The 16,496-nt window shown below is 49.6% G+C and carries 14 protein-coding genes; 9 read left to right on the top strand and 5 right to left on the bottom strand.

What is annotated here, in order from left to right; all coding sequences use genetic code 11:
- The 4 genes from WN59_RS05705 to WN59_RS05690 all read right to left on the bottom strand — a co-directional run bounded on the left by WN59_RS05705 (position 1) and on the right by WN59_RS05690 (position 3,497).
- Positions 1-435 carry a MarR family winged helix-turn-helix transcriptional regulator gene (locus WN59_RS05705; protein WP_046513992.1) on the bottom strand — a complete coding sequence of 145 codons (435 nt, stop codon included), beginning with the start codon at positions 433-435 and terminating at the stop codon, positions 1-3.
- A gap of 126 nt (positions 436-561) precedes the next feature.
- The gene (locus WN59_RS05700) at positions 562-1,374 is read right to left on the bottom strand and encodes a hypothetical protein (RefSeq protein ID WP_046513989.1); all 813 of its coding nucleotides are present in this window, start codon (positions 1,372-1,374) and stop codon (positions 562-564) included.
- A gap of 73 nt (positions 1,375-1,447) precedes the next feature.
- On the bottom strand, positions 1,448-2,365 hold the full coding sequence (gene rarD / locus WN59_RS05695; RefSeq protein ID WP_046513986.1) for an EamA family transporter RarD: 918 nt from the start codon (positions 2,363-2,365) through the stop codon (positions 1,448-1,450).
- A gap of 121 nt (positions 2,366-2,486) precedes the next feature.
- Complete coding sequence (locus WN59_RS05690) at positions 2,487-3,497, bottom strand: hypothetical protein (protein ID WP_046513983.1); 1,011 nt, start codon at positions 3,495-3,497, stop codon at positions 2,487-2,489.
- A gap of 183 nt (positions 3,498-3,680) precedes the next feature.
- On the opposite strand from WN59_RS05690, the gene WN59_RS05685 reads away from it, so the two are divergent.
- The 9 genes from WN59_RS05685 to WN59_RS05645 all read left to right on the top strand — a co-directional run bounded on the left by WN59_RS05685 (position 3,681) and on the right by WN59_RS05645 (position 15,392).
- Positions 3,681-5,456: a PTS mannitol-specific transporter subunit IIBC gene (locus tag WN59_RS05685; protein ID WP_046513979.1), complete on the top strand. Its 1,776-nt coding sequence runs from the start codon at positions 3,681-3,683 to the stop codon at positions 5,454-5,456.
- Between the two features lie 30 nt (positions 5,457-5,486).
- Positions 5,487-7,502 (top strand): BglG family transcription antiterminator, encoded by a 2,016-nt coding sequence (locus WN59_RS05680; protein ID WP_046513976.1) that lies wholly within the window; start codon positions 5,487-5,489, stop codon positions 7,500-7,502.
- Between the two features lie 6 nt (positions 7,503-7,508).
- Positions 7,509-7,934, top strand: a complete 426-nt coding sequence (locus WN59_RS05675; RefSeq protein ID WP_046513971.1) for a PTS sugar transporter subunit IIA — start codon at positions 7,509-7,511, stop codon at positions 7,932-7,934.
- A gap of 2 nt (positions 7,935-7,936) precedes the next feature.
- On the top strand, positions 7,937-9,046 hold the full coding sequence (locus tag WN59_RS05670) for a mannitol-1-phosphate 5-dehydrogenase (RefSeq protein ID WP_046513968.1): 1,110 nt from the start codon (positions 7,937-7,939) through the stop codon (positions 9,044-9,046).
- Between the two features lie 160 nt (positions 9,047-9,206).
- A complete protein-coding gene (locus WN59_RS05665) occupies positions 9,207-11,198 on the top strand; it encodes a catalase (RefSeq protein WP_046513965.1) in 1,992 nt (663 codons plus the stop codon).
- A gap of 167 nt (positions 11,199-11,365) precedes the next feature.
- A complete protein-coding gene (locus tag WN59_RS05660; protein WP_046513960.1) occupies positions 11,366-11,830 on the top strand; it encodes a MarR family winged helix-turn-helix transcriptional regulator in 465 nt (154 codons plus the stop codon).
- On the top strand, positions 11,814-14,456 hold the full coding sequence (locus WN59_RS05655; protein WP_046513957.1) for an MMPL family transporter: 2,643 nt from the start codon (positions 11,814-11,816) through the stop codon (positions 14,454-14,456). Before WN59_RS05660 ends, WN59_RS05655 begins: the two co-directional genes overlap by 17 nt.
- 35 nt (positions 14,457-14,491) lie before the next feature.
- Complete coding sequence (locus WN59_RS05650) at positions 14,492-14,734, top strand: hypothetical protein (protein WP_046513953.1); 243 nt, start codon at positions 14,492-14,494, stop codon at positions 14,732-14,734.
- A 94-nt stretch (positions 14,735-14,828) separates the two neighbouring features.
- Entirely contained in the window at positions 14,829-15,392 is a 564-nt protein-coding gene (locus WN59_RS05645) for a hypothetical protein (protein ID WP_046513950.1), read from the top strand.
- 45 nt (positions 15,393-15,437) lie between these two features.
- On the opposite strand, the gene WN59_RS05640 is transcribed toward WN59_RS05645, so the two are convergent.
- Positions 15,438-16,478, bottom strand: a complete 1,041-nt coding sequence (locus tag WN59_RS05640; RefSeq protein WP_046513947.1) for a PQQ-dependent sugar dehydrogenase — start codon at positions 16,476-16,478, stop codon at positions 15,438-15,440.
- Positions 16,479-16,496 lie beyond the last annotated feature (18 nt).

The following is a 16,496-nucleotide window of genomic DNA, read 5'->3' as shown; positions in this document are numbered from 1 at the left end:
TCATATATGTGATTTTAAGTACTCCGTAAATTTCCTCTGTGTTTCGATGTAATTTTCAAGTTCCCGGTCGGGAATCAGATCCATGTATTCTTCACGCAGTTTCTCGGCGTGCTTTTCTGCCCGGGCGATTGTTTCCAGTCCCTTTTCCTCAATCACCAGGTACCGGTTCCGCCTGTCCGTCTCCTCCACTTCCCTTTTGACAAGTTCCTTGTTTTCCAGGTTTTTGATGATCTGGCTGACCGCCCCCTTGGAGATCACCATCTTCTCAGCAAGCTCATTCTGTGTCATCCTGCCGAATGTCTGTAGTTCATTGAGGACAATCAGCTGGGTGAGCGAGACATCCTCCCCGAATGTCTTATTCCAGTGCCTCATTGATAAGTTCGTCAGTGATTCGTTTAAATTGAAAAGATTATAGAAATGATTATTTTCTACCAATTTTATTCCACCCCTTTCATATTATTTAAACATACTCAATTTAAATTTAAACTGTTTTTCTAATATTTCTTCAATTTTAATTACATATAAGAGAAGCAGGACAATGTATCATTGCCCTGCTTCTGCTCAATTCCTGACTTTTTCAGGTATTTCTATATCATCATCATCGATGCTGTTGAAGGATCTGAATTCCACATCGGCGGTCAGTTCGAACGGACCGGTTTCCGTCTCACCCTCCGCTTCATAATCTATTTCCTTTATAGTGTGCTCTTTTGAATCCACTTCAATTTCCAGATTGTTGTCTATTTCAGAGAGACTGATATTGCCGAAATTTTCAGCGAACAGCTGTTTGAACGTCTCAAACACTTTCTCGCTCTTTCCGTCGTAACTGTAAGTCACCGTATTGCCATCCTCTTCTTTCTCAAGATGATCCCTGATGTCGGCAAGTGACAGCACGGCGTTGTTGTAGGTTACCTGATACAGGGAACGGGCCCCCGCGGAATCGGAAATATTTACCCAGTCTGTGCCGTTGTAATAGAAGGTTTCCCCATCCTTCGAGAAGGTGCGGTCTTCTCCTCCTGATTTCAAATGCAGCGAAGGCGGCCCGTCTTCCTTCCCTTCCCTGAAGCGGACATCTGCATCAAGAGATTCAGGACGGGCGTCATCAAGCTTTCCTTCGAGGTTCAGAAGCGCCTGATAACTTTCTATGTCCTGCGACTGCCCGATGACGGCATTGAGTATTTCATCATCTGTCTCTCCCATGTGCGAAAGCTTTTCCTTTACAGTCTGTGTCGGGACAACCTCTTCATCCGGCCCGCCTGCCTCAGATGCTTCTCCTGATGTTTCATTTATATCATCTTCCACCTTACCCGCTCCGGAACACCCGGCGAGGATGAGCGAAACAGTCAATGTGGTAAGTAAATATTTTGAAACTTTCATTCCCTCTTAACTCCTCACACCTCAAATTGTCCATAAATCATAACACGATTCCCCCATCATAACTAATGATATGCTAGCTGGAGACGCGGCGCCGTGGATTTTTCCCAGCTTTTTTCTGCATCTGCATGAAACGGCTGAGCGTATAGAGGATGAGCCCGCTCCAGATCAGTATATATGCCACTCTGTGGATATCTGTAAATGCCTCATCATACATGAACACCCCAATGAGCAGCATGATCGTCGGCGCAAAATACTGCAGGAAACCGACCAGCGACAGCCTTATCCGCTGGGCGCCCAGCGCAAACAGCAGAAGCGGGACCGCTGTTGCGACACCCGTGCCCATCATGACCAGGCTGTCGATGTTGAATCCGAAATTCCCCTGCCCACTGCCTTCCAGAAAGACTATGAAAATCAGTGCAAAAGGGGCCAGTACGAACGTCTCAACTGCCAGTGCAAAAATGGCATCCAGGTTGATCACTTTCTTGATCAGACCGTAAACACTGAACGATGTCGCAAGGTAGAGCGAAATCCACGGAGCTGCTCCGAGACCTGCGGCAAGATATGCGACTCCCGCGAATACGATGATGATTGCCATCCATTGGACTCTGGAGAAACGCTCACCGAGCAGCGCGAAACCAAACAGTATGCTGATCAGAGGATTGATATAATAGCCTAGACTTGCATCGAGGATATGACCGGTGTTCACCGCAATGATATAGACCAGCCAGTTTGACGTGATGACAGCCGAGGCGAAGAAAAGGGCCGCCACCTTCTTTTTTTCTTTGAAAATGAACTTCAGGTCTTTTTTGAAAAGACGCAGCCTGTTTGTGGCAATGATGAAGACAATCATGAATATGAAAGACCAGAAAACCCGGTGTGAGATGATCTCATAGGGGGATATATGTTCAACCTGTTTCCAGTAGATGGGGAGGAACCCCCATATTATGTATGCTCCAAGCGTAAAAATGATGCCTTTGTTATTTTCACTCACTCTACCACCTCTTCCCATGCATTTATAACAAGTTTACTCCTAAATTGATTATTTTCAAGGAATTAAAAAAGATCGGGACCAAGAAGTCCCGATCTGAAAAAACTCTCCATGGACACGATCGTCAGAGCGGCCTCAGGCCATCGTCCTCATCGTATCGCTGTGCCTCTTCATTGCTTTCATAGCCGTCATCCCTGACAGGATTCTGCGGCCTTTCGCTGTATCTCCTGTCCAGCGCATCACGGCACTCGAAATAATAGGCCGTGAGACTGCCGGTCATGTAGTACATGACGTAGCAGAACAGGGCGATGATGATGAGTGCCGCCAGCGGCACAAGGATTATCATCATGTAGCCAAGGGTCTGTTCATTATCCACTGCTATTGCGAATATCGCAATTCCGGCAAACATCAGGACGTAGAGGACAGTCGGCAAAAGCATCAGCAGGAAGTTGCTCACAATCAGACGGATCAGGCCGCCGCCAGCTTTGAACATCACATCCCATGCAATCCTGAATTTATCCAGCGTCGCGATCATCGGCTGGTCGATGTATGTCATGAACGCAAGAAACATGTAGATTCCCATCAGTATATAGGGTATATACGAGATGACGATGACCAGGACATTGAGCAGGACCAGTGAAATGATCAGACCGATTTCCCCTCCTGAAGGCTGGCCGGTTCCGCTCGACATCCCCTCGCCGATTGCTATCAGCGGCGTATTTATCGCCATCACGATGAATTGCACGAGGAAACCATAGATTAAGGAAAATCCGAAATGGATGAGCAGCATCAGCAGACTGAGTTTGATCACCTTGCTGTAATTGCCTTTTTGGAAAGTGATGAAGACATCTTTGAACTTATATTCTTTCTGCCTGTAGGCACTTGCAAAGAATCTCAGGACACCGATGCCGACCGGATAGATTACAAAGACCGAAATCAGCAGAATGACGAAGATCATCGGAAATATCCAAAGCAGCACCCACGCAGAATCGAAAAATGCCGCAGGGCTTATCAGCAGTAATGCCACGACGATCAATGCCACATAGATCAGAATGAACGTCAAGACAGTATACCAGAACGTCTTCCCGTGAAGCCCGGAAGCATTCCGCTTATACACAGACTGGTATTCGAACATAAAGCCACCTCTTCTTACAAGAATTTTAATGCGGCGCTCCGGCACGGGGTGCGCCGTAAAACCCCTTTTGTCACTGAATCTGTGCCAAACTCGCATTTTGTCCCTATTGTAATAGTACTATACCCTTACTATGATTGAATTACATATAAAATATTTATAAATATATTCCAAGGGGTGACAGACATGTCAGAACAAAAAAGCGGTATTTCCCGCAAAGTACAGGCGTTCGGCTCATTTCTGAGCAGTATGATCATGCCGAACATCGCAGCCTTCATCGCCTGGGGGCTCATCACAGCCATGTTCATCGATGTCGGCTGGTTCCCAAACGAAGACCTCGCGACCATGGTCGATCCGATGATCGTCTACCTGCTGCCGCTGCTCATCGCCTACACCGGCGGTAAGCTCATCAGTGATGTACGGGGCGGTGTCGTCGGTGCGACGGCCACGATGGGTGTCATTGCGGCATTCCCGGATTCTCCGATGCTGCTCGGTGCCATGATCATGGGACCGCTCGGCGGTTATCTGATGAAACAGGTTGATGCCGTACTCGTACCCAGAATCCGCCAGGGGCTCGAGATGCTGGTCAATAACTTCTCGGCCGGTTTCCTTGCATTCTTCCTTGCACTGTTCGGCTACTATGGCCTCGGACCGGTTGTCTCTTGGCTCACGCAGCTTCTCGGCAGACTGGTCGATGTAATCGTCGATGCCGGGCTGCTGCCAATTGCCAGCATCTTCATCGAACCGGCAAAAGTGCTCTTTTTGAACAATGCGATCAACCACGGTGTACTGACACCGCTCGCATCTGAAGAAGTACGTGAAGTGGGCCGTTCAATCCTCTTCACACTCGAATCCAACCCCGGCCCAGGTTTCGGTATCCTTCTCGCCTACATGATATTCGGCAAAGGTACCGCCCGTGCAACCGCACCGGGTGCGGCAATCATCCATTTCGTCGGCGGTATCCATGAGATATACTTCCCGTATATACTGATGAAACCGACACTCGTGGTTGCTGCAATCCTCGGCGGTGCGTCAGGCATACTGACATTTTCACTGCTAGATTTCGGACTTTCAGGTCCGGCTGCACCAGGCAGTATCCTTGCTTACATCGCAATGACACCGCGCGGTGAATATCTGACGATGCTCCTCGGTATACTGGCGGCAACACTCGTTTCATTCCTTGTCGCAGCAGCAATATTAAAATTCTCCAAACAGAAGGACGAAGCGGATCTCGAAACTGCAACAGCACAGATGGAGGAATCCAAGGGCAAAAAATCCTCTGTCGCCGGCTCCCTGACCAAAGCGGAAGAAGCGGAAGCGACTGAAGTGGGATTCGACTACAAGAACGTGGATAAAATCATCTTTGCATGTGATGCAGGTATGGGTTCAAGTGCCATGGGCGCAGGCATGCTCAAGAACAAGTTCAAAAAAGCAGGTCTTGATATCGAAGTGACGAACTCCGCCATCAACCAGCTCAAAGGTGATGAGGACATCATCATCACGCAGAAAACTCTGACAGAGCGCGCCGAGAATAAAGTTCCGACAGCAAAACACATTTCAGTCGACAACTTCCTCAACAGCCCTAAATATGACGAGCTGCTTGAAGAGCTCAAAGAGGAGCAGGACCCAGCCCAAACAAAAGAGGCCGCAGAGAGCGAGCCTGCCGGTTTCGATTATTCCAAAGTCGGCAAAGTCGTCTTTGCATGTGACGCAGGCATGGGTTCAAGTGCCATGGGTGCGGGTATGTTAAAGAATAAGTTCAAAAAAGCAGGTCTTGATATCGATGTCACGAACTCTGCAATCAACCAGCTCAAAGGTGATGAGGACATCATCATCACACAGAAAGTGCTGACAGAGCGCGCTGAGAACAAAGTTCCGGATGCCAAGCACATTTCAGTCGACAACTTCCTCAACAGTCCGCATTACGACGAACTGACCGAGGAACTTAAAAAGCATCAATAATTAAATAGCATTATATGAAGGGGTGTCATTATGATCAGTTCTCGGGAAAAGAAAATCATCAACGAGCTAATATATCATAATGACACCTTTATGCTTATTAAAGAACTTGCCGGCAAACTGGGTGTCTCATCCAGGACCGTCCACAGGGAACTCAAAAATGTGAGGGAGACCCTCAGGAAGCTGAACATCGAACTGATCAGCGAATACAAAAAGGGTGTCAAACTGGATCTTGCGCAGCTCGAAATCGACGCACTGACAAAATATATAACAGAAAATGCGGACAAGGACCTGAGTGGTGAAGAAAAGAAAGTGGCGCTCATCTACAATCTGATGCTCAACCCCGAGGGGCTCAAAAAAAGCGCCCTGGCCGTCGAGCTCGGCGTGGGTGAGCATACGGTCGATGAGCTCATCAGCCAGATGGCAGACGAGCTCCGCGCCTTCGGCCTTGAGATCAGGAAGACGCGGGCAATCGGTGTACAGCTTGCAGGCGACCCGCTCGGCAAGCAGAATTTCCTCGCCAGCATGATGATCAGCGAACTGAATTCAAACAGCATCTATTCCGTCATCGAGAATAACTTCGTCTTCAGTTCCCTTGTCAACAACAAAGTCATCGGCATTCTGGAGGCGGACAATATATTCAAAGTGGAGCGGCTGCTCATGGATGAACTCGTTGTCCTCCCCTACACACTCACCGAGAATGCATACCTCAACCTGACGCTCCATATCGTGCTTGCGATCGACCGTACGGAGCATGAACAGAATGTTTCCATCAAAGAGGAAATGAAAGAGGAGATGAAGGATTCACAGGAGTTTGAAGTCTCCCGGTCACTGACGGAAAGAGTGCAGGATGAATTCGGCATAAAGTTCCCGGAGGAGGAAGTTTATTTCATAACCATGCACCTGAGGGGGAGCAAAAGGAAGTCCCAGAGTGCACTCGGTCCGGACTCCATCGAGAACGTGATCATTGCATTCATCGACCAGGTCAGCCGCGGCATGGATTATCCCTTCTATGCCTACCCTGAACTGAAGGACGGCCTGCTGCTCCATATCGAGCCGATGCTCCACCGCATGGATTCCGGTATCATCACCGTCAACCCGCTTGTCGGAACGATAAAGGAGAGTTATCCTATCCTGTTTGAAGTCATCGGGGAAAAGTTCCGCCGCCATTTCAACCGCAGGGAGCTGGATGAATCCGAAATCGGCTTTTTGACGATCCATTTCGGCGGCATCATGCATGCCAATCCGAGGATAGAGGTCACGACTGTCTGTTCAAGCGGCATCGGCACCAGCCGGATACTTGCCAATCAGCTCAAAACGAAGTTCAACAATCTGTACATCCGGCAGGAACTGTCCATATCCGAACTGTCCGACACGAAAATCCATGAGGATGAACTCATCCTCAGCACTGTTCCGCTCGACATGGACGGCTATATACTGGTCAGTCCCCTGCTCGATGAACATGATGAGAAGAAAATCACTGAAGCGATATCGAAGATCGGGTCCACAACTTATGACTACAGACCCCCGTCCGCGGTATCCGGGCTTTCACACGTCGATCCCGACCGGGTCATACAGGCATCCGAGCTCTACCTCAACCGCGCCTTCACAGAATCGGATACGCCTCTCGGGACGATGGATTCCGTCAGGAATATGCTCGCGGAACATTCCTCTTTGGAAAGACATGCGGCTCTCGATACCGTCCGCCGCCTGGCTGAACGGTTTAAAATAACCGGCCATGTCATAGGGGAAGCCGGTTTTTCATATCCGCATATCAAGTCGCCGTTCATCCGAAGCCACCAGCTGATCATCGTCCATAATTCAGCCGGCATTACCGACAGGAATTATAATGGCGATGCTGTCACTGTGAACTATCAGATCATCCTCCTTGTTCCGGAGGAATCACTCATATCAGATCTGATCAGTGAAATCAGCGTACTCCTGGGTGAGCACCATGAAGATATCGGATCATTGCTTAAAGAGCCATCCATGCTGGATGTTCTATTCAAAAATTATATTCAAAACATTTATGTAACAGGAAGGAATTGATGAACCATGTTGAAGAAAGAGAATATCGTACTGAACCAGACTGCAGGAGCCAAAGAGGATGTCATCAGACAGGCCGGCCAGCTCCTTGTCGATCAGGGAGCCGTGGAGCCTGCCTATATCGACTCCATGCTCGCACGTGAGGAAGTCGTTTCCACATTCATGGGCAACGGTCTCGCGATACCGCACGGCACGGATGAAGGTAAAACATCCGTCATCGAAAGCGGCCTGTCCCTGATACAGGTTCCCGGCGGTGTGGATTTCGACGGAAATGAAGCGAAAGTGATCCTCGGCATTGCCGGCAAGGAAAATGAGCATCTGGACATGCTTCAGAAAATTGCCGTACTATTCTCCGATGAGGATAATGCAGAGAAAGTCATCAATGCATCTTCCGCTGATGAAATCATCTCACTTTTTGAAAACGAGGACATATAATTATGAAAGCAATCCATTTTGGCGCAGGAAACATTGGCAGAGGGTTCATTGGCAAAGTATTGCACGATAATGGATATGAAGTCACTTTCGCAGATGTCAGCAAAGAAATCATCGATGCACTCAACGAAGAGAATGGGTATACTGTGCATATCGCCGAGGAAAACGGTGCTTCCTACGACATCACCGGCGTCAATGGCATCAACACAGCTGAAAATCCAGAGCAGCTGAAGCAGGCAATCCTTGAGGCCGATATCATCACAACAGCTGTAGGAGTGAATATTCTGCCGATTATCGGCAGAAGCATCGCTCCCCATCTGCCCGGGCGGCTTGAGGATCCGCGTCCGCTCAATATCATCGCATGTGAAAATGCTGTGATGGCGACAGACACACTCAAAGAAGCCATCATGGAAGAAACCGGTGAACTGGCGGGACCGAATATCGGCTTCCCGAACTCGGCAGTGGACCGGATCGTACCGGTACAGAAGAACGAACGCATCCTTGATGTCAAAGTCGAACCGTTCTATGAATGGGGCATTGAAGAAACAGAGTGGAAGAGCAACAAACGTCTCGAAGGCCCTGTCTATGTGCGGGAACTGATGCCCTACATCGAGAGAAAGCTGTTCACGGTCAATACGGGGCATGCCGCGATAGCCTATTACGGCAGGACACTCGGCTATGATACTGTCTATGAAGCGATGACAGACAGCAAGGTCCAGAACTTCCTGAGCGACGTACTTGCGGAAACGCTTGAGTATATCACTTCTGTTTACGGCTTTACTGCCAAAGAGCAGAACTCCTACATTGGCAAGATCACAGAGCGCTTCACCAACCCTCATCTTTCAGATGACCTCAACCGTGTCGGCCGCGGTGTAATGAGAAAACTCGGCCCGAATGACAGGATCATCAAACCGCTCGTCCATCTTCACAACGAAGGAAAGGGCCACGGGGCATTATCAAAGCTTGCATTATATGCAGTGAAGTTCGATAATGGGGATGATCCGGAACAGGTCGAAATGAATGAAATCATCGCCGAAAAAGGTCTCCGGGGCTTCCTGATGGAGCACAGCGGTCTGAAGCGCGATGTCACAGATGAAATCATAAATGCTCTATAGGCATAAAAAGGTCCGGCTGCAAAAGCAGCCGGACCTTTTCTTATACCCCCGTAAAGTCTATGCAAAACCGTATAACACAAATACATGCAAACAGAATATAACCATGTTACGTTGTTCTAAGTAAAGCATTACCATACTTTTCAAGGGGGGTTGTTTTAGAATGAGTAAGAAGAAGGACGATCTGCAGAAAGATACGATTGACAATACAAAGAAAGCTCCGCTGACTACAAACCAGGGGCTGCCGGTAAGCGAGGATGAATTTTCCCTGAAAAACGGCGAAAGAGGCCCCACCCTGATGGAAGACTTCCATTTCCGCGAAAAAATGACACACTTCGACCATGAACGGATTCCGGAACGCGTTGTACACGCCCGGGGGTTCGGTGTCCACGGTGAATTCGAAGTCTATGATTCGCTGGAAAAGTATACTAAAGCGAAATTCCTGACAGAACCGGGCAAGAAGACTCCTGTATTTGTAAGATTCTCCACAGTCGCCGGGAGCCGGGGTTCAATGGATATTCCCCGGGATGTGCGCGGATTCGCCACCAAATTCTATACCGACGAGGGGAACTATGACCTGGTGGCCAACAATATGCCGGTGTTCTTCATGCAGGACGCCATCAAATTTCCGGATTTCGTGCATGCCGTCAAACCTGAACCGCATAATGAAATGCCGCAGGCAGCTTCAGCGCACAACACTTTCTGGGACTGGGTTTCTGTAAATACGGAAAGTGCGCATATGGTCATGTGGCTCATGAGCGACCGCGCCCTCCCCAGAAGCTTCAGCATGATGGAGGGGTTCGGCGTCCATACATTCAGGCTGGTCAACGCTGAAGGAAAGAGCCACTTCGTCAAATTTCACTGGAAACCAAAAGACGGCATGCATCAGGTGATGTGGGACGAGGCGCAGATGATCAACGGCAAGAATATCGACTTCAACCGTCAGACCCTGTGGGAGAATATTGAGAAAGGCAACCCTGCAGTGTTTGAGCTGGGTATCCAGGTCATAGATGAAGAGGATGAGTTCAACATGGACTTCGACATTCTGGATCCGACCAAACTATGGCCGGAGGAAGACGTGCCGGTACAGATTGTCGGCAAGATGACACTGAACCAGAATGTGGACAATTTCTTCGCAGAGACTGAACAGGTCGCTTTCCATCCGGGCAGTGTAGTTCCGGGAATCGATTTCACGAACGATCCGCTTCTCCAGGGAAGACTGTTCTCATACACCGATACACAGCTGATCCGTCTCGGCGGGCCAAATTTCCATCAGCTGCCGATCAACCGCCCAATCTGCCCGTTCACCAACAACCAGCGTGACGGCTATAACCAGATGTCCATCCACAAGGGGCAGACCGCCCATCATAAGAACTATATGAATGACAACCAGCCGGAACCTCTCAGTACAGAGGAAGGCGGTTATGAGCATTATCACGAAAAAGTCGAAGGAAGGAAAATCCAGGCCAGGAGCGACAGCTTCAAAGACCATTTCAGCCAGGCGAAGCTTTTCCTGAATTCACTGTCCAAGCCTGAAAGACAGCACCTGTATGATGCATTGAGCTTCGAGCTCGGCAAATGTGATGTGGAGATAAGGAAGCTGGCCATATCCGAACTCCTGAACAAGATCGACCGTGATATGACGGAATACGTCGCTGGCAGGGTCGGTGTCGAAGCACCTCCTGAAGTGGAAGAGTCCACTTATGAAAAGAGTTCCCCTGCTCTGAGCATGATGAATACCAACTATTCCCTCGACACGCGCACTGTCGGTGTCATCGTCATGCCGGATGTGGCAGAGGAAACATTGACAGAGGCAAAATCCAAACTGGAGGACAAAGGACTCCAGCCAACCTTCATCTCCGATAACATATACCAAATCGGAAGTATGACACTCGACGCGACATTCGATACCGTCCATTCCGTCCTGTTTGATTCAATGATTGTGATCAGCGGCAGACAACCGCTCCCTGCGCCGGCAATAGAAAACCTCGAAATTGCCTACAAGCACAAAAAAGCAATCGGTTTCGGTACAGATTCCGCCAGCATATTCGATTCCCTTTCATTCTCAGAAGATGCGAAAGGTGTCACGGATATAGAAAAAGATTTCGATGGCTACCTGGACGATGTCAAGCATCACAGAATCTGGGACAGATAAACCCGAAAGTTCAGGGCTTCCCTCACGGGAAGCTCTTTTTTTTATCTTAAAAACTTAACATTACTGTCACACCATAAATTTTGACCCGCCTGCAGGTTAAATGCTAAACTTAGCTTTGTTTCTTTTTAGTTTAGCACCCTAAACTAATACTGGAGGTCCTGTCCAAAATGGATAAAAAACTGAAGATCATAGAGAACCTGCGCGATATTTACGGCTATGGATACACGGAAGTCTTTACCGAAGTCACCGACTCAATCACCATCCGCCACATTTCCAGAACCCAGATGAATATCATCCAGCACATCTATCTGAGCGGATCTGCGACGCCGTCGGAACTGGCAGAAGCGCTGAATGTACAAAAAAGTGCAGTCACCCATACTGTCAAAAAGCTGGAGCATAAAAAACTCGTCACCGTCAAAGAGAATACGCTCATCAATGACAAGCGTTCGAAGCTCGTATTCATGACGGAGGATGCAAAAACCCTTCTCGAAGAATTTCTGGATAACATTCTGGAGAGGATCCGGTCGGATCTCGGCAGTCTGTCAAAAGACGAGACGGACAGACTGTATACCGCAACACTGACAATCCTGAAATACATACCTGGAGGCAATCAAAATGAAGTACATTCTTAAATTCAAATGGCCGGTGACAGTGCTGATGATACTGTTTGCTGCCGTCACTTTCCTCATCTCCCCCAACCTGACCCAGCTTGCCACTGAAAAAGGCGATGTCCAGCTGTCTGATGAGCAGCCAAGCGAACAGGCCCGTGTATTCCTCGAGGAATACGGGGAAGATAATGAAATGATGTCGCTTGTCCTTGAGTTCGAGGGCAATGTAAGCGAGAACGAATCCGACATCAATGACTATATAGAAGAAATCGGCAGTATCGACGGTGTTGACAATATCGTCAATCCGTTCGATTTTGCTGAAGAAATGCAGACAAATTTCATCAATGATGAAAACGGCGTCATACTGATCCCGATGGAATACACCGGGCCTGTCAATGAAATCAGCGACGTGTCTGCCGAAGTCGAAAATCTGAATTCAACTGACGCCAAAACATCGATGACCTCAAACGAACTGATACAGAACACCGTGGAACAGGACGCGATGGAAGGCATCCAGTCCACTGAAATCTTCACAGTCATCATTGTCATAGCAGTGCTCCTGGTCATGTTCCGTTCAGTGGTAACGCCGCTTGTACCTGTAGCTGTTGTCGGCCTGTCCTACCTGATCGGCCAGTCATTCGTCGGATGGTTCGTCGAGTGGTTCGGCTTTCCGGTCTCGCCGCAGACACAGAGTTTCCTGATCGTCATACTGTTCGGCATCGGAACCGACTACTGTATACTGCTGCTCAACCGCTTCAAGGAAGAGCTGCAGTTCCATGATAAATATGAATCCGTGCTCCGCACATTCAAAACAGGCGGCAAGACCGTATTCATCAGCGGACTTTCCGGGGCAATCGTATTCGGTGTCCTCTACTTCGCCAATTTTGAAATATACCGTTCGGCAGTCGGTGTGGCGATCGGCATAGTATTCCTGCTGCTGTCACTGTTTACAGTGCTGCCGATACTCATGCAGCTTCTAGGCCGTTATATTTTCTGGCCGAACATCAAAAAATCAGAATTCAATGAAAGTAAGCTGTGGACGCCGCTCGGCATCTTCTCACTGAAGTATCCGACCCGCATTATATTCACAGTCATTGCCATACTGATTGCCGTTGCGTTCTTCTACAATGATGAAGTGAACTATGATTCCCTCGAGGAACTGGATGATTCATATTCCGCAGTCCATGCGACCAATGTCGTAAGTGAAAACTTCGATGAAGGACAGCTCTTCCCCGTGGAAGTCATCATTTCAAACGGCGGTGACCTTCTGACATCACAAAGCATGTCCAGGCTGGAAGCTGTTGCTTCAACGGTAAGCAACATCGACGGTGTCAAAGAAGTACAGACGCTGACGCGGCCTTCGGGCGAGGTCATCGATGATTTCCTCGTCCGCAACCAGCTTGAACAGGCCAACAGCGGCATGGATGATATGACTGAGGGCCTTGCCGAGATTTCGGACGGCCTCACCGAGGCGTCTGAAGGCATAGCCGGCAGTGAGATGCCCGGAGGGGACCTGAGCGAACTCAATCAGGGCATAGACGATATCAACACAAGCATCAACCAGATCAGCACCTATATGGCCCAAACCGGTGATGTCCAGGGCGCCTCCCAGCAGCTCGGACAGGTCCAGCAGGGACTCAGCACCATGTCAGAACAGGTTGCCGCAGCCAATGAGCAGATGACACAGCAGCAGGAAGCCGCCTCCGCACAGATGGAGGAACTCAGCACCGGCCTCGAAGATGCCACAGCGGGCATCGATGAAATTCAGGGTGGCCTCGAGGAAGTGCAGACACTGCTCGGCAATATCAATGATAACGAAGCCGTCGATCAGACAGGCATCCACGTACCGGAGGAATTCCTTGAAACAGACGGTGTCGACGATGCAGTCGACCAGTACTCATTCGGCGATGATAAAGCGCTCAGAATGAACGTTGTCCTAGATGTGGACCCTTACTCACACGAGTCCATGAACGTGCTCGATGATATCGAAAGCACCGTCAACAATGAACTTCAGAGGCTCGGACGTGAAGATACGACCGCCTACTTCTCAGGCGTCACCAGCATGAACCGTGACCTTGATGAAATTTCAACGGACGACTACACGCGCGTAGTCACGATATTCATTGCGACACTGTTCGTCATACTCGCTGTCATATTCAGATCGCTGATCCTGCCGGTTACGATGATCGGATCCATATTCGTCACGTATTTTGCGTCCCTCACCATCACACAATGGCTGCTCGGACTGCTCGGCATCGGAGATCTCAACTGGGCCGTGCCGTTCTTCAGCCTGATCATATTCGCCGCCCTCGGCATAGACTACTCGATATTCATCATCGACCGCTTCAGGGAGGAGCTGGCAGATAAAAGCATCAGGGATGCAATAGAGCATTCGATCAGGCGCATGGGTGTCACCGTCATCACAGCTGTCATCATACTGTCCGGAACATTTGCAGCACTTCTGCCTTCCGGAATGATCATACTGATCCAGGTCGCAAGCATCATCATATTCGCCCTCTTGTTCTATGCATTCATCGTACTGCCGCTCCTCGTGCCGGCATTCGTCATCACCTTCCGCCGCGGAAACTGGTGGCCGTTCAGGATGCCCGGCGGCAAAGAGCGTGAAGACAGGTTTAAAGACGAAGACTGAAGGGTATAATAAACACAGAAATGAGGAGTGAATCAATGCGACAGAAAAGTTCAGGCTTAGCCGCTGTACTCAGCTTTTTCATCACAGGTCTCGGCCAGATCTATAACGGTGAGATTTTCAAAGGCATCATCCTGATGCTGATACAGCTTGTAAACGGTGCTTTGACTGTAATACTGATAGGTTATCTATTCCTGCCGATTGTATGGCTGTACGGCATCATCAACGCCTATCGTGCAGCTGAACGTCATAACAGGATAAATCAGCGGAGATACGGCTGATAAGCAGGCAGGCATCCGACATAACGGGTGCCTGCTTTTTGTTTTAAAGCATCGTTGGGCTGTGCTATAATCCCACTAAAGGATGTGTTAGAAAATGGAACTGTTCGGTCTTTTCGCAGGACTTGCCATCATCGGTATACTGCTGCTCCTGTTTCTCTTCCTGCTCGGAATCATCAAATGGCTGCTGCAGGGGTTCTTCCTGTACCAGGTGGCCGATGCAAAAAATCTCGACCTGCCGATTCTTGGCTTCCTGCCTTTCGGCACCTTCTATCTCGGCGGTCAGATGTACGACGGCAATCTGATCCAAAAAGGTCAGTTCAACCCGAAGACCATCGGACTAATATTTGCCATCGCCGGCATCATCGTCTACATCACGGGACTATCCATCGGTGATATCGCCATTTCGTACATCATCATGGAATCCATCGCATTTTTAGGCATATTCAAAGCCTACTCCAGAAGTACGGGAGTGGCGGTGCTGCTTGCATTGCTCAATATCATCACAGCAGGCATCGCAGCCATCGTCATCCTCTTCCTCTACAGCCGCAGGCTTGCATCAGAACTGTCGGATCCTGTGGTCAGGGATTTTGAAGCAACTGCTGAAAGGCATGACGAAGCAGAGACAGACAGAGATACGGATTATGACAACAGAATGTAGCATGCCAAAAGGCGCCGCCGTGATATCACGGCGGCGCCTTTTTGATTATTCCAGATCGAATTCCAGGAGGCGGTCATCATCCGCTTCCGGCTGTCCCCTTCCATCGGTGTTGTTCGTGATGGCGTACAGTGTATCCCCTTCTATATATACATCACGGAAACGGCTCCCTTCGTCATAAAACGTCTCCACCCCGCCCGTTTCCACATCGAAGGAGATGATGCGCTCACCTCTGAGCGCGGCGATATACAGGCTGCCTTCGTGATAGGCCATGCCGGAAGGCGCCCACGTCTCCTCGCCGGTATGATGGAGGGGCGTTTCCATGCCATCTGCCTCTTCATCGCCCTCTATCTCCGGCCAGCCGTAGTTGTTCCCGGCCTCTATCCTGTTGATTTCATCATGGGCGCTTGCACCGTGTTCCGCGGCATACATATTGCCGTCCCCGTCCCAGGCGACCCCCTGCGGATTACGGTGGCCGTAACTGTACACCTCATTGCCGAACGGATTATCCCGAGGTACAGTACCGTCCAGGTTCATTCGCAATATCTTTCCTGCCAGGCTGCCGGTGTCCTGGCTTGCTTCTTCGTCCCCTGCATCACCGGTCGTGATATACAGATATCCATCCGGCCCGATTTCCAGCCTGCCGCCGTTATGGACGCGTCCGCCGGGAATGTCCTCCACAATGACGTTTGATTCATTCCATGTATCCCCGTCCCTCGCGAGTCCCACCACCCGGTTCTTTGCACCGCCGTCCTGGTAGCTGTAATACAGGAATCCTTTGTCCGGATTCTCAGGATGCAGCACGAAACCGAGCTGTCCGCCTTCACTTTCCCCGTCGACCGGCTCCGAAAGGTCCACCGTCTGCTCTTCTTTCCCTTCGGCTGTGACACGGGTCAGTCCACCGTTTCTGCCGGATATATAGAAGCTGTCTTCAATCTTCTCAATCATCCAGGGTGCTGAGAGGTTTTCAGCCACTGACTCAGGCTGTGCTCCCCCGCCCCCGTCTGTTCCTCCTGTCTCTTTGGTATCTCCACCGGCGCAGCCGGCGAGCAGGGAGGATAAGAACATTGCCAGGAAGTATTTATACATTGACCGGCCTCCTTTTTG

The sequence above is a fragment of the Salinicoccus sediminis genome (assembly GCF_000986795.1).
GTDB classification, from domain to species: Bacteria; Bacillota; Bacilli; order Staphylococcales; family Salinicoccaceae; genus Salinicoccus; species Salinicoccus sediminis.
Note: the sequence above shows the minus strand (reverse complement) of the source record. Positions and strands in the feature narration are given on the sequence as shown.

Coding starts and splice junctions, on each gene's coding strand:
- WN59_RS05700 (WP_046513989.1), bottom strand. CDS start 1,374: ATGAAAGTTTCAAAATATTTACTTACCACATTGACTGTTTCGCTCATC.
- WN59_RS05640 (WP_046513947.1), bottom strand. CDS start 16,478: ATGTATAAATACTTCCTGGCAATGTTCTTATCCTCCCTGCTCGCCGGC.
- WN59_RS05690 (WP_046513983.1), bottom strand. CDS start 3,497: ATGTTCGAATACCAGTCTGTGTATAAGCGGAATGCTTCCGGGCTTCAC.
- WN59_RS05680 (WP_046513976.1), top strand. CDS start 5,487: ATGATCAGTTCTCGGGAAAAGAAAATCATCAACGAGCTAATATATCAT.
- WN59_RS05670 (WP_046513968.1), top strand. CDS start 7,937: ATGAAAGCAATCCATTTTGGCGCAGGAAACATTGGCAGAGGGTTCATT.
- WN59_RS05650 (WP_046513953.1), top strand. CDS start 14,492: ATGCGACAGAAAAGTTCAGGCTTAGCCGCTGTACTCAGCTTTTTCATC.
- WN59_RS05645 (WP_046513950.1), top strand. CDS start 14,829: ATGGAACTGTTCGGTCTTTTCGCAGGACTTGCCATCATCGGTATACTG.
- WN59_RS05665 (WP_046513965.1), top strand. CDS start 9,207: ATGAGTAAGAAGAAGGACGATCTGCAGAAAGATACGATTGACAATACA.
- WN59_RS05685 (WP_046513979.1), top strand. CDS start 3,681: ATGTCAGAACAAAAAAGCGGTATTTCCCGCAAAGTACAGGCGTTCGGC.
- WN59_RS05655 (WP_046513957.1), top strand. CDS start 11,814: ATGAAGTACATTCTTAAATTCAAATGGCCGGTGACAGTGCTGATGATA.
- WN59_RS05675 (WP_046513971.1), top strand. CDS start 7,509: ATGTTGAAGAAAGAGAATATCGTACTGAACCAGACTGCAGGAGCCAAA.
- WN59_RS05660 (WP_046513960.1), top strand. CDS start 11,366: ATGGATAAAAAACTGAAGATCATAGAGAACCTGCGCGATATTTACGGC.